General features: G+C 38.1%; 11 protein-coding genes, 1 tRNA gene and 2 rRNA genes (1 of these 14 cut by a window edge). 12 read left to right on the top strand and 2 right to left on the bottom strand.

Annotated features, from left to right (window positions below):
* Window positions 1–111: 111 nt before the first annotated feature.
* The 6 genes from QOR44_RS01840 (at window position 112) to QOR44_RS01865 (ending at window position 6,546) form a co-directional block, all read left to right on the top strand.
* Entirely contained in the window at window positions 112–435 is a 324-nt protein-coding gene (locus tag QOR44_RS01840) for a PTS lactose/cellobiose transporter subunit IIA (protein WP_000402898.1), read from the top strand.
* A 16-nt stretch (window positions 436–451) separates the two neighbouring features.
* Window positions 452–772, top strand: a complete 321-nt coding sequence (locus QOR44_RS01845; RefSeq protein WP_000590363.1) for a PTS sugar transporter subunit IIB — start codon at window positions 452–454, stop codon at window positions 770–772.
* A gap of 1 nt (window position 773) precedes the next feature.
* Complete coding sequence (locus QOR44_RS01850; protein ID WP_000032676.1) at window positions 774–2,075, top strand: PTS sugar transporter subunit IIC; 1,302 nt, start codon at window positions 774–776, stop codon at window positions 2,073–2,075.
* Window positions 2,076–2,255: 180 nt separating this feature from the next.
* On the top strand, window positions 2,256–4,712 hold the full coding sequence (locus tag QOR44_RS01855; RefSeq protein ID WP_000166134.1) for a glycyl radical protein: 2,457 nt from the start codon (window positions 2,256–2,258) through the stop codon (window positions 4,710–4,712).
* Between the two features lie 9 nt (window positions 4,713–4,721).
* Window positions 4,722–5,390: a fructose-6-phosphate aldolase gene (locus tag QOR44_RS01860; protein ID WP_000394891.1), complete on the top strand. Its 669-nt coding sequence runs from the start codon at window positions 4,722–4,724 to the stop codon at window positions 5,388–5,390.
* Window positions 5,391–5,457: 67 nt separating this feature from the next.
* Window positions 5,458–6,546, top strand: coding sequence for a glycerol dehydrogenase (locus tag QOR44_RS01865; RefSeq protein ID WP_000862118.1), 1,089 nt, complete (start codon window positions 5,458–5,460; stop codon window positions 6,544–6,546).
* Between the two features lie 151 nt (window positions 6,547–6,697).
* Here the strand turns inward: QOR44_RS01865 and cysK are convergent, their stop codons facing one another.
* Both cysK and QOR44_RS01875 read right to left on the bottom strand, forming a co-directional pair.
* Window positions 6,698–7,624 carry a cysteine synthase A gene (cysK, locus tag QOR44_RS01870; RefSeq protein ID WP_000036947.1) on the bottom strand — a complete coding sequence of 309 codons (927 nt, stop codon included), beginning with the start codon at window positions 7,622–7,624 and terminating at the stop codon, window positions 6,698–6,700.
* A gap of 90 nt (window positions 7,625–7,714) precedes the next feature.
* Entirely contained in the window at window positions 7,715–8,359 is a 645-nt protein-coding gene (locus tag QOR44_RS01875) for a YigZ family protein (RefSeq protein ID WP_001108147.1), read from the bottom strand.
* A gap of 55 nt (window positions 8,360–8,414) precedes the next feature.
* Between QOR44_RS01875 and QOR44_RS01880 the strand changes: the two genes are divergently transcribed.
* From QOR44_RS01880 to QOR44_RS01905, 6 genes are all read left to right on the top strand, one after another.
* Window positions 8,415–9,704, top strand: coding sequence for an ATP-dependent helicase ComFA (locus QOR44_RS01880; RefSeq protein ID WP_000432961.1), 1,290 nt, complete (start codon window positions 8,415–8,417; stop codon window positions 9,702–9,704).
* On the top strand, window positions 9,704–10,369 hold the full coding sequence (locus tag QOR44_RS01885; RefSeq protein ID WP_000128297.1) for a ComF family protein: 666 nt from the start codon (window positions 9,704–9,706) through the stop codon (window positions 10,367–10,369). Before QOR44_RS01880 ends, QOR44_RS01885 begins: the two co-directional genes overlap by 1 nt.
* Before the next feature lie 76 nt (window positions 10,370–10,445).
* The gene (hpf, locus tag QOR44_RS01890; RefSeq protein ID WP_000599094.1) at window positions 10,446–11,000 is read left to right on the top strand and encodes a ribosome hibernation-promoting factor, HPF/YfiA family; all 555 of its coding nucleotides are present in this window, start codon (window positions 10,446–10,448) and stop codon (window positions 10,998–11,000) included.
* A gap of 323 nt (window positions 11,001–11,323) precedes the next feature.
* Window positions 11,324–12,872: ribosomal RNA gene (locus tag QOR44_RS01895) — 16S ribosomal RNA — on the top strand.
* Between the two features lie 54 nt (window positions 12,873–12,926).
* Window positions 12,927–12,999: transfer RNA gene (locus QOR44_RS01900), tRNA-Ala, on the top strand.
* Window positions 13,000–13,153: 154 nt separating this feature from the next.
* Window positions 13,154–13,312 (top strand): 23S ribosomal RNA (locus tag QOR44_RS01905); it runs 2,744 nt beyond the window's last position.
* Together the 16S and 23S rRNA genes with 1 tRNA gene alongside form the textbook arrangement of a ribosomal RNA operon.

Here is a 13,312-nt window from a genome sequence, read left to right on the forward strand (position 1 = left end):
AAGTCTATTGACGATGATTAAGGGACATGTTACATTTGTTTTGCGAAAGAAAACTAGAACCTTTTGTAAGAAAGTTTAAACTTATAAAAAATCATTAAAGCGGAGGTGCTTATGGAAATCATAGTCGCAGACCAAATTATTATGGGGCTCATTTTGAATGCTGGGGATGCTAAACAACATATCTATCAAGCCTTAAAACTTGCAAAAGAAGGAAATTTTGCAGAAAGTAAGATTGAAATAGAACTAGCAGATAGTGCACTCCTAGAAGCTCATAATCTTCAAACACAATTCCTTGCACAAGAAGCAGGAGGGACAAGGACAGATATCTCAGCACTCTTTATTCATTCTCAGGATCATTTGATGACAAGTATTACTGAGATTAACTTGATTAAAGAAATTATTGATTTACGCCAGGAATTACATATTCAAAAATAAGTAAAGGGGATCAAATATGATAAAAATTGGTTTATTCTGTGCAGCAGGTTTTTCAACAGGTATGTTAGTAAACAATATGAAAATCGCAGCGGATAAAGAAGGGATAGAGGCACATATTGAAGCTTATTCACAAGGAAAAATTGCAGATTATGCTAAAGATTTAGATGTTGCATTACTTGGTCCACAAGTTAGCTATACTCTAGATAAATCAAAATCAATCTGTGATGAATACGGTGTACCGATAGCAGTTATTCCAATGGCAGATTATGGTATGTTGGATGGTGTAAAAGTTTTGAAACTTGCTTTGAGTTTATTGGAAACAAGAAAAGAGGCTTGATATGTCAAAGTTTGATAGTCAGAAAATAATTACTCCGATTATGAAGTTTGTCAATATGCGAGGGATTATTGCACTCAAAGATGGCATGCTAGCAATTCTACCACTAACAGTTGTTGGGAGTCTCTTTTTAATATTAGGGCAGCTTCCATTTAAAGGTCTTAATCAAGCCATAGCTAATGTTTTTGGACCAGAATGGACAGAACCATTTATGCAAGTTTATTCAGGAACTTTTGCGATTATGGGCTTGATTTCCTGTTTTGCAATTGCTTATGCTTATGCTAAAAATAGTAGTGTAGAACCGTTACCTGCTGGCGTTTTATCACTTTCGTCTTTCTTTATTTTAATGAAATCATCTTATATTCCTGTAAAAGGAGAAGCAATAGCGGATGCTATTTCTAAGGTTTGGTTTGGCGGTCAGGGGATTATTGGAGCAATTATTATTGGCTTAGTAGTTGGTGCTATCTATACATGGTTTATCCAACATCATATTGTTATAAAAATGCCAGAGCAAGTACCACAGGCAATAGCAAAACAATTTGAAGCTATGATTCCAGCTTTTGTTATCTTTCTTTTATCGATGATTGTTTATTTGATTGCTAAGGTAACAACTGGAGGTACCTTTATTGAGATGATTTATGATATCATTCAAGTACCGTTGCAAGGCTTAACAGGCTCACTTTATGGAGCAATTGGGATTGCTTTCTTTATTTCATTCTTATGGTGGTTTGGTGTCCATGGCCAATCTGTGGTGAATGGTATTGTGACTGCTTTGTTACTATCCAATTTAGATGCCAATAAGTCTTTATTAGCAGCAAATCGCTTAACATTAGATAATGGCGCTCACATTGTAACACAGCAGTTTTTGGATAGTTTCTTGATTTTATCGGGCTCAGGAATAACTTTTGGACTAGTTATTGCGATGCTTTTTGCAGCAAAATCAAAACAATACAAGGCACTTGGGAAAGTGGCCGCTTTTCCCGCAATTTTCAATGTTAACGAGCCAATCGTCTTTGGCTTTCCAATCGTAATGAATCCTGTGATGTTTCTGCCTTTTATTTTAGTACCAGTTTTGGCAGCTTTAATTGTTTATGGAGCTATTGCGGTTGGTTTTATGCAACCATTCTCAGGTGTTACTTTACCATGGAGTACTCCAGCAATTATTTCTGGATTCATGGTAGGTGGTTGGCAAGGTGCACTCGTCCAAATAGTCATTTTAGCTATCTCAACTGCTGTTTACTTCCCATTCTTTAAAATCCAAGATAATATTACTTACAAAAATGAATGTGAAATGGAAAGGGGATAGCTAGCAGATAAGAGGTTGAGGTGTGTAATGCACCTTAACCTTTTTCTAAAAATGCACATTTGTGCAACTTTAGATGTAGCATTCTATTCTTTATTTTCTTCTTGTTATTTTAGGATTTAGGTGCTATTATATTTACGAAGAAAAACTTTTTAGTTTCGAAAGAAACAAGCGGAGGCTGTTATGACCAAACAATTACTCACTCAAAAATATACAAATGATGTTCAACAAAATTCTCAAAAGCATTTTGGCTATTTGACAGAGCGCATGTATTCTTATCGCGATAAGGTTCTTGATAAGAAACCATTCATAGATGCAGAACGTGCTATCTTGGTAACTGAAGCCTATCAAAAGCATCAGGAAAAACCTAATGTTTTAAAGAGAGCTTACATGTTGCAAAATATTTTGGAAAAAATGACAATCTATATTGACGATGAGACAATGATTGTCGGTAACCAAGCTTCATCTGATAAAGATGCTCCTATTTTTCCAGAATACACTCTAGAATTTGTTGTAAATGAACTAGACCTTTTTGAAAAACGAGATGGTGATGTCTTTTACATTACAGAAGAAACCAAAGAACAAATTAGAAATATTGCACCTTTCTGGGAAAATAATAATTTACGGGCTCGTGCGGGCGTTATGCTTCCAGAAGAAGTTCAAGTTTATATGGAGACAGGCTTCTTTGGGATGGAAGGTAAGATGAATTCTGGGGATGCTCACTTAGCTGTCAACTATCAGAAGTTACTAGAAGAAGGGCTTATTGGCTTTGAAAAAAAAGCAAGAAAAGCTAAAGCTGACTTAGATTTAACAAAGCCTGAGAGTATTGACAAATATCATTTCTATGATTCTATTTTAATTACAATAGAAGCTGTTAAAACCTATGCAGAGCGTTTTGCTATCCTAGCAAAAAAACAAGCTAAAACAGCAAATGCTAAGAGACGTCAGGAATTGTTAGATATCGCTAGTATTTGTGAACGAGTGCCCTATTACCCAGCTGAAACGTTTGCAGAAGCCGTTCAATCGGTTTGGTTTATTCAGTGTATTCTTCAAATAGAATCAAACGGTCATTCTCTATCTTATGGACGCTTTGATCAATACATGTATCCATATGTTAAATCTGACTTAGAAGCTGGACGTGAGACTGAGGATTCGATCGTTGAGCGCCTAACTAACCTATGGATTAAAACAATAACTATTAATAAGGTTCGTAGCCAAGCTCATACGTTTTCGTCTGCTGGTAGTCCTCTTTACCAAAATGTAACGATTGGAGGACAAACACGACATAAGGAAGATGCTGTTAATCCTTTATCATTTCTAGTACTAAAATCAGTCGCTCAGACACACTTACCACAGCCTAATCTAACGGTTCGTTATCATGCTAACCTAGACAAGTCATTCATGAATGAAGCTATTGAAGTTATGAAATTAGGCTTTGGTATGCCAGCTTTTAATAATGATGAAATTATTATTCCATCATTTATTAAAAAAGGAGTTTCCGAAGAAGATGCCTATGATTATTCAGCGATTGGTTGTGTCGAAACAGCAGTTCCTGGGAAATGGGGTTATCGTTGTACCGGCATGAGCTATATCAACTTCCCTAAAGTGTTATTAATTACAATGAATGACGGTATTGACCCGGCTTCTGGGAAGAGATTTGCGCCTTCTTATGGGCATTTCACCCAGATGACCTCATATAAAGAACTTAAAGAAGCTTGGGACAAAACACTTCGTTACTTAACTCGAATGAGCGTTATTGTTGAAAATGCTATTGATATTAGTCTCGAAAGAGAAGTACCTGATATTCTTTGTTCAGCTTTAACTGATGATTGTATTGGACGAGGTAAGCACTTAAAAGAAGGTGGTGCAGTATATGACTACATATCTGGTCTACAAGTTGGAATCGCTAATCTTTCAGACTCACTTGCTGCGCTTAAAAAATTAGTATTTGAAGAAAAACGCCTAACCACATTAGAAGTATGGCAAGCATTGCAGAGTGATTACGCAGGTCCGCGTGGTGAAGAAATTCGTCAAATGTTGATCAATGAAGCACCAAAATATGGAAATGATGATGACTACGCGGATAGTTTAGTACGTGAGTGTTATGATGTTTATGTTGAAGAAATTGCTAAATATCCCAACACACGCTATGGACGTGGACCAATCGGTGGTATTCGCTATTCAGGAACGTCCTCTATTTCAGCAAATGTAGGCCAAGGACGAGGTACTTTAGCAACTCCAGATGGTAGGCATGCAGGAACTCCATTAGCTGAAGGTTGTTCACCATCTCATAATATGGACAAAAAGGGACCTACCTCTGTTTTGAAATCAGTTTCGAAGTTACCAACTGATGAGATTGTCGGCGGTGTACTCCTTAACCAAAAAGTCAACCCTCAAACCTTGGCAAAAGAAGAAGATAAACAAAAATTAATTGCCTTACTTAGAACATTCTTCAATCGCCTTCATGGTTACCATATCCAGTATAATGTTGTCTCACGTGAGACTTTGATTGATGCTCAGAAGCACCCTGAAAAACACCGCGATTTGATTGTGCGTGTAGCAGGTTATTCTGCATTCTTTAATGTCCTATCTAAGGCAACTCAAGATGATATTATTGCACGTACAGAACATGCTCTTTAGGAGATTATTATGGAATTTTTACTTGACACTTTAAATTTAGAAGCTATAAAAAAATGGCATCATATACTGCCACTAGCAGGTGTAACTTCAAATCCCACCATTGCTAAGAAAGAAGGAGATATACATTTTTTCCAACGCATTCGTGATGTTCGAGAAATTATTGGACGTGAAGCAAGTTTGCATGTTCAAGTAGTGGCCAAAGATTATCAAGGAATATTGGATGATGCTGCTAAAATACGCCAAGAAACGGACGATGACATTTATATCAAAGTCCCAGTTACGCCAGATGGATTAGCAGCAATTAAAACGTTAAAAGCAGAAGGTTATAATATTACAGCCACAGCAATATACACCAGTATGCAAGGTCTTTTGGCTATATCAGCTGGAGCAGACTACCTAGCACCTTACTTTAACCGAATGGAGAACCTTGATATTGATGCGACACAAGTTATTAAGGAATTAGCGCAAGCAATAGAGCGGACAGGTTCTTCTAGCAAAATTTTAGCAGCTAGTTTTAAAAACGCTTCACAAGTAACGAAGGCCTTATCACAGGGTGCTCAATCAATCACCGCGGGACCAGATATTTTTGAATCAGTCTTTGCGATGCCATCTATTGCAAAAGCTGTTAACGACTTTGCAGATGATTGGAAAGCCAGTCAACACTCAGAACATATTTAACAGAGAACGCCAACTTTTGAGGCTGTATCTTTAACATAAAATTTTTTAAAGAAGAAAGAGGTTGAGAATGAAAGTTTTCGCAAGTCCATCGCGCTATATACAAGGAAAGGATGCTTTATTCCAAAGTATTGAACATATCAAATCTTTAGGTCAGACTCCACTTATCCTTTGTGATGATGTTGTTTATAATATCGTTGGAGAAAGGTTTTTATCTTATCTACAAGACGATTTGTTACCACATCGTGTTTCCTTTAACGGAGAAGCATCTGATAATGAAATCAATCGTGTCGTTGCTGTTGCGAAAGAAAAGAATAGTGACCTTATTATTGGACTTGGTGGTGGAAAAACTATTGACTCTGCAAAGGCAATTGCAGATAAAGTTAATTTACCAGTGGTCATTGCACCAACAGTAGCTTCAACAGATGCCCCAACATCAGCGTTATCAGTAATCTATACAGATGAAGGAGCTTTTGAAAAATATATTTTTTATTCAAAGAATCCAGACTTAGTTTTAGTTGATACTCAAGTAATTGCCCAAGCGCCAAAACGTTTACTAGCTTCTGGGATAGCAGATGGCTTAGCTACTTGGGTTGAAGCGAGAGCAGTCTTACAAAAAAATGGGATAGCGATGGCTGGCGGTAGACAGACTTTAGCGGGCGTGGCAATTGCCCAAGCATGTGAGCGTACTTTATTTAATGATAGTTTACAAGCTTTAGCGGCTTGTGATGCCAAAGTGGTTACAAAAGCTTTAGAAAATGTTATTGAAGCTAATACCTTACTTAGTGGTTTAGGTTTTGAAAGTGCAGGATTAGCTGCAGCTCATGCTATTCATAATGGTTTTACTGCCTTGAGTGGAGATATTCATCACTTAACCCATGGTGAAAAAGTTGCCTATGGAACGTTGACGCAACTTTTCCTCGAAAATAGACCAAAGGAAGAAATTGATCGCTACATTAATCTTTACCAAGCGATTGGAATGCCAACTACACTTGCAGAACTCCATTTGGGTGATGCAACATATGAAGAACTTTTAAAAGTTGGTCAGCAAGCAACAATTGAAGGTGAAACAATACATGAAATGCCATTCAAAATTAGTGCAGAGGATGTCGCTGCAGCCCTGTTAACGGTTGACCGTTATGTTTCAAATCATCAATAAAAACAATAGAACCAAGTGAAATTGCTTGGTTCTATTTGTCGTTTTAATATTTTAACTAAATAGGGCTTACTAGTATTTAAAGAGATATAAACTAAAAAAGATCAGACAACATATCTAATCTTTTTTAGTTATCGTTTACTGAAGATTAAAGTTATTCAAAATCATACAGGCTTGTTGATAAGTAACGTTCGCCATTATCAGGGAGAAGAGCTAAAACCTTTTTCCCTTTTCCTAGTTGTTTGGCCACTTCAATAGCAGCATAAATAGCAGCTGAAGCAGAAATTCCTGCGAGGAAACCTTCTAGTCCGCCGATGATACGTCCTGTTTCAATAGCATCGTCAGATGTAACGCGAATGATATGATCATAAGAATCTGTAGCCAATGTTTCTGGAATGAAACCTGCAGAAATCCCTTGTATTTTATGAGGCCCAGGTTGCTCACCAGAAAGGATTGCAGATTCATCAGCTTCTACAGCATAAATAGCGACATCAGGATTGACTTTTTTAAATGCACGAGAGACACCAGTAATTGTCCCACCAGTTCCCACACCTGCGATAAAAGCATCTAAACCTTTTTCACCAAAAGTCTCGATAATTTCCCTACCAGTCGTTTTTTCGTGGATTTCTGGATTGGCTTGATTATTAAATTGCAGGGGTAGCCAAGCATTTTGCTCTGCAGAAATTTCTTTTGCCTTAGCAATAGCTCCCTTCATCCCTTCACTACCAGGTGTTAGTACTAATTGAGCACCATAGGCTTGAATGATTTTACGACGTTCAATTGACATGGTTTCTGGCATAACAATAATAACATTATACCCTTTAGCTTTTCCTACCCAAGCCAAACCGATACCTGTATTACCAGATGTAGGTTCTACGATTGTATCTCCGGCTTTAAGAATCCCTTTTTGCTCTGCATCTTCAATCATAGCTAGAGCGATACGATCTTTAACAGATGAACCTGGGTTAAAGGATTCTAACTTAACGTACACCTCTGCAGCTCCTTCTGGAACAATATGATGTAATTGAATAATGGGTGTATTTCCGATTAAGTCTGTAATAGAATTATAAATTTTTGACATAAGCTATACCTCTTCATGATATTGGTTAAGAATATTATAAAACTCACATTGATTAAAGTAAAATATCAATTCTTTATCAAGTGATAGCTATTATTTATCGGTTTCAGCCTTAAAGGGAATTTCAACAATTTGACTCCCTTCTTCAGTTAACAAAGCTTTTCCTTGGTAGAACTCTGTCAAATTAGTTATTGTGTGTTCAAATTCCTTAGGGTCAACGTATATTTTACAGGTTACAGCTTCTAAAAATTCTGTTTCAAACTCCTGAAGGTGGTGCTCTTTTAGGAAGTTGTCAAAAGTTTGATATTGAGGATAAGTTAATTGAATACGAATACCAATTTGTTCTTTAACTTCTACTACCCCGATCTCTTTGATGGTATTAGCTACGCTACCAGAGTAGGCACGAATAAGCCCCCCTGCGCCTAATTTGATACCTCCAAAATACCGTGTAACGACGGCAACAACATTTGTCAGGCCTTGCTTTTCAAGTACGGTTAGCATAGGGATACCTGCTGTACCACTAGGTTCTCCATCATCACTAGATCGTTTTATATCCCCTTTTTCGCCAATAACCATAGCTGAACACGAATGATTGGCTTTGTAGTGCGCTTTCTTGATTTGCGTAATATAATTACGCCCCTCCTCTTCGGACTCTACTCGCTTTAGATGACAAATAAATCGCGATTTTTTAATTTCTTCTTCGACAATTCCGTCTGATTTTATCGTTTTATAGTTCATAGAGAAATTCTACAAAAATTCTTCAAATTTAGCAAAAAAATCCGAATGAAATAATATGGAAAATTATTTAGGTAGGCTTTGGACAAAAGCACAATTATCTGAGCAACTTAGAAAAATTGCAATTAGCTTGCCATCTTTTATAAAGAAAGGAAGCGACTATATTTGTACCCGATGCTCTAGTTCTGTTGCTAAAAATTGCCAATTACCAACTGGAAATTATTATTGTAGAGAATGTATAGTTTTTGGAAGAGTTACTAGTAATGAAAATTTATATTATTTCCCACAAAAAACATTTTCTAAAACGAATTCTTTAAAATGGAAAGGGGAACTGACACCTTATCAAAATGAGGTTTCAGAAGAGTTGTTGAAAGGTATTTCAAGTAAGGAAAATCTTCTTGTTCATGCTGTGACAGGGGCTGGTAAAACAGAAATGATATACCACTCTGTCGCCAAAGTAATTGATACTGGAGGAAGCGTTTGTATTGCCAGTCCTAGAATTGATGTTTGTTTAGAATTGTATAAGCGACTTTCAAACGATTTTAGATGTGCCATAACATTAATGCATGGAGAATCTCCTTCTTATCAGAGATCCCCTTTAACTATTGCCACAACACATCAATTGTTAAAATTTTATCATGCTTTTGATTTGCTAATTGTTGATGAAGTTGATGCTTTTCCGTATGTCGACAACCCGATACTATACCAGGGTGTAAAACAGGCCTTAAAGGAAAACGGAACAAGTATTTTTCTGACTGCAACTTCAACGACTGAGTTAGAAAGAAAAGTTGCAAGAAAAGAACTAAAAAAATTGCATCTAGCTAGGAGATTTCATGCCAATCCGTTAGTGATACCCGAGATGGTTTGGGTAAGTGGTATCCAGAAAAGCTTGCAGACACAAAAACTACCTCCCAAATTATATCAGTTGATAAATAAACAGCGACAAACGAGATATCCTTTGTTATTATTTTTCCCCCATATTTCAGAAGGTCAGGTATTCACCGAAATTTTAAGACAAGCCTTTCCTATGGAAAAAATTGGTTTTGTTTCAAGTAAGAGCACATCTAGGTTAAAGTTAGTGCAAGATTTTCGAGATAACAAATTGTCTATCCTAGTGTCAACTACCATTCTAGAGAGAGGAGTAACTTTCCCTAGCGTCGACGTTTTTGTTATACAAGCAAATCATCATTTGTTTACGAAAAGTTCCTTGGTACAAATTTCAGGAAGAGTTGGAAGAGCATTAGAAAGGCCCGAAGGGCTCCTTTACTTCCTTCATGATGGGAAAAGTAAATCGATGCACCAAGCTATAAAGGAGATTAAAAACATGAATCATATAGGAGGATTTTAATGACTTGTTTGTTATGTCATGAAATAGATTTATCGCAATTAACTTTTGTGGAACTTATGCTTCTAAAACCAAAGCAAAACGTAATTTGTCAAACGTGCAAGGGTAGTTTTGAAGCACTTAGTAGGGAGATGGGTTGCCAAACATGTTGCAAGCAAATTCCCCAAAAACAATGTCAAGATTGTATTTATTGGGGTAAAAAAGGTATAGAGGTAAATCATTTTTCCCTTTATAGATACAATGAAGCAATGAAAAAATATTTTTCTCTTTTTAAATTTCAAGGGGATTATTTGTTGAAAGATGTTTTTACAAAAGAAATAAAAGCTGCTCTAAAAAAGTATAAGGGCTACACTATAGTGCCAGTTCCCTTGAGTCATGAAGGATACCAAAATAGGCAATTTAATCAAGTGATTGCTTTTCTACAATCGGCAAATATACCTTACAAAAATATTCTTTCTAAAAAAGATGGAGGTAAGCAATCGGCTAATAATAAAGAAGAAAGACTCAAACAAGTTCAGCAATTTACATTAAAAAATGAGGCTGAGTTAGGGGACAACCTTTTAATTGTTGATGATATTTATACAACAGGCGCAACAATAGCACAAATCAGGAAACTATTAGAAGAAAAAGGTATAAAAAATATAAAAAGTTTTTCATTAGCACGCTAAAATCTTGCAAATTTTCATGAAAGCGGTTATAATAAGAGTATAGAAAGCGTTAACAACGCAAGAAAGAGGTACTCATATGATTAAATACAGTATTCGTGGTGAAAACATCGAAGTAACAGAAGCTATTCGTGAGTATGTTGAGACCAAACTCTCTAAAGTTGAAAAATACTTTAATGAAGCACAAGAATTAGATACTAGAGTCAACCTCAAAGTATACAGAGAGAAGACCGCAAAAGTTGAAGTAACAATCTTAATAGATTCTATTACTTTACGAGCAGAAGATGTTTCACAAGATATGTATGGGTCAATTGACTTAGTTGTTGATAAAATTGAGCGTCAAATTCGTAAAAATAAAACTAAAATTGCGAAAAAATATCGTGAAAAGATTCCAGCAAGTCAAGTTTTCACAACAGAATTTGAGGCTGAGCCAGATGAAGAAGCAGTAAGCCAAAGAATTGTACGTACTAAGAATGTTAATCTAAAACCAATGGATGTTGAGGAAGCATTGTTGCAAATGGAACTTTTAGGTCATGATTTCTTTATCTATACAGATGCAGAAGATAATACGACAAATGTCCTTTACAAGCGTGAAGATGGCGAACTAGGTTTAATTGAAGCTAAAGGAAATTAACTTTGTAACATAATTTAAAAAATCTCAGGGTTTTCTCTGAGATTTTTTTAAAACCTATTGACAACAAATAAAAAATTATAGTATACTAAATGAGTTCTTAAGCGAACCTAATATTGTATTATCATTTTATAAACAACTTAAAAAAAGTAGTTGACAAAGCAGAATAAGTTTGCTAGAATATAGAAGTTGTCTCAAGAGAGGCAAAGACCTTTGAAAACTGAACAAGACGAACGAATGTGCAGGGTGGATTTACACTGTAAATCCGTCAATGACAAAAAAACAATAAATCTGTCAGCGAGACAGAAAAGAGCAAAGCTCAAACTTTTAATGAGAGTTTGATCCTGGCTCAGGACGAACGCTGGCGGCGTGCCTAATACATGCAAGTAGAACGCTGAGGTTTGGTGTTTACACTAGACTGATGAGTTGCGAACGGGTGAGTAACGCGTAGGTAACCTGCCTCATAGCGGGGGATAACTATTGGAAACGATAGCTAATACCGCATAAGAGTAATTAACACATGTTAGTTATTTAAAAGGAGCAATTGCTTCACTGTGAGATGGACCTGCGTTGTATTAGCTAGTTGGTGAGGTAAAGGCTCACCAAGGCGACGATACATAGCCGACCTGAGAGGGTGATCGGCCACACTGGGACTGAGACACGGCCCAGACTCCTACGGGAGGCAGCAGTAGGGAATCTTCGGCAATGGACGGAAGTCTGACCGAGCAACGCCGCGTGAGTGAAGAAGGTTTTCGGATCGTAAAGCTCTGTTGTTAGAGAAGAACGTTGGTAGGAGTGGAAAATCTACCAAGTGACGGTAACTAACCAGAAAGGGACGGCTAACTACGTGCCAGCAGCCGCGGTAATACGTAGGTCCCGAGCGTTGTCCGGATTTATTGGGCGTAAAGCGAGCGCAGGCGGTTCTTTAAGTCTGAAGTTAAAGGCAGTGGCTTAACCATTGTACGCTTTGGAAACTGGAGGACTTGAGTGCAGAAGGGGAGAGTGGAATTCCATGTGTAGCGGTGAAATGCGTAGATATATGGAGGAACACCGGTGGCGAAAGCGGCTCTCTGGTCTGTAACTGACGCTGAGGCTCGAAAGCGTGGGGAGCAAACAGGATTAGATACCCTGGTAGTCCACGCCGTAAACGATGAGTGCTAGGTGTTAGGCCCTTTCCGGGGCTTAGTGCCGCAGCTAACGCATTAAGCACTCCGCCTGGGGAGTACGACCGCAAGGTTGAAACTCAAAGGAATTGACGGGGGCCCGCACAAGCGGTGGAGCATGTGGTTTAATTCGAAGCAACGCGAAGAACCTTACCAGGTCTTGACATCCTTCTGACCGGCCTAGAGATAGGCTTTCTCTTCGGAGCAGAAGTGACAGGTGGTGCATGGTTGTCGTCAGCTCGTGTCGTGAGATGTTGGGTTAAGTCCCGCAACGAGCGCAACCCCTATTGTTAGTTGCCATCATTAAGTTGGGCACTCTAGCGAGACTGCCGGTAATAAACCGGAGGAAGGTGGGGATGACGTCAAATCATCATGCCCCTTATGACCTGGGCTACACACGTGCTACAATGGTTGGTACAACGAGTCGCAAGCCGGTGACGGCAAGCTAATCTCTTAAAGCCAATCTCAGTTCGGATTGTAGGCTGCAACTCGCCTACATGAAGTCGGAATCGCTAGTAATCGCGGATCAGCACGCCGCGGTGAATACGTTCCCGGGCCTTGTACACACCGCCCGTCACACCACGAGAGTTTGTAACACCCGAAGTCGGTGAGGTAACCTTTTAGGAGCCAGCCGCCTAAGGTGGGATAGATGATTGGGGTGAAGTCGTAACAAGGTAGCCGTATCGGAAGGTGCGGCTGGATCACCTCCTTTCTAAGGATAAGGAAACCTGCCATTTGTGTCTTGTTTAGTTTTGAGAGGTCTTGTGGGGCCTTAGCTCAGCTGGGAGAGCGCCTGCTTTGCACGCAGGAGGTCAGCGGTTCGATCCCGCTAGGCTCCATTGAATCGAAAGATTCAAATTGTTCATTGAAAATTGAATATCTATATCAAATTCCACGATCTAGAAATAGATTGTAGAAAGTAACAAGAAAATAAACCGAAAACGCTGTGAATATTTAATGAGTTTTCTAGTTTTAAAGAAACTAGGTTAATAAGGTTAAGTTAATAAGGGCGCACGGTGGATGCCTTGGCACTAGAAGCCGAAGAAGGACGTGACTAACGACGAAATGCTTTGGGGAGCTGTAAGTAAGCGCTGATCCAGAGATGTCCGAATGGGGGAACCCACTAGTTAATGACTAGTATCCATATCTGTT

Source organism: Streptococcus agalactiae (genome assembly GCF_949788565.1).
In the GTDB taxonomy this organism is placed as follows: domain Bacteria; phylum Bacillota; class Bacilli; order Lactobacillales; family Streptococcaceae; genus Streptococcus; species Streptococcus agalactiae.

What these genes read in the sequence shown, in the direction of transcription:
- QOR44_RS01845 (WP_000590363.1), top strand. Translation starts at nt 452, where the DNA reads ATGATAAAAATTGGTTTATTCTGTGCAGCAGGTTTTTCAACAGGTATG.
- hpf (WP_000599094.1), top strand. Translation starts at nt 10,446, where the DNA reads ATGATTAAATACAGTATTCGTGGTGAAAACATCGAAGTAACAGAAGCT.
- QOR44_RS01850 (WP_000032676.1), top strand. Translation starts at nt 774, where the DNA reads ATGTCAAAGTTTGATAGTCAGAAAATAATTACTCCGATTATGAAGTTT.
- QOR44_RS01875 (WP_001108147.1), bottom strand. Translation starts at nt 8,359, where the DNA reads ATGAACTATAAAACGATAAAATCAGACGGAATTGTCGAAGAAGAAATT.
- QOR44_RS01880 (WP_000432961.1), top strand. Translation starts at nt 8,415, where the DNA reads ATGGAAAATTATTTAGGTAGGCTTTGGACAAAAGCACAATTATCTGAG.
- cysK (WP_000036947.1), bottom strand. Translation starts at nt 7,624, where the DNA reads ATGTCAAAAATTTATAATTCTATTACAGACTTAATCGGAAATACACCC.
- QOR44_RS01840 (WP_000402898.1), top strand. Translation starts at nt 112, where the DNA reads ATGGAAATCATAGTCGCAGACCAAATTATTATGGGGCTCATTTTGAAT.
- QOR44_RS01855 (WP_000166134.1), top strand. Translation starts at nt 2,256, where the DNA reads ATGACCAAACAATTACTCACTCAAAAATATACAAATGATGTTCAACAA.
- QOR44_RS01860 (WP_000394891.1), top strand. Translation starts at nt 4,722, where the DNA reads ATGGAATTTTTACTTGACACTTTAAATTTAGAAGCTATAAAAAAATGG.
- QOR44_RS01865 (WP_000862118.1), top strand. Translation starts at nt 5,458, where the DNA reads ATGAAAGTTTTCGCAAGTCCATCGCGCTATATACAAGGAAAGGATGCT.
- QOR44_RS01885 (WP_000128297.1), top strand. Translation starts at nt 9,704, where the DNA reads ATGACTTGTTTGTTATGTCATGAAATAGATTTATCGCAATTAACTTTT.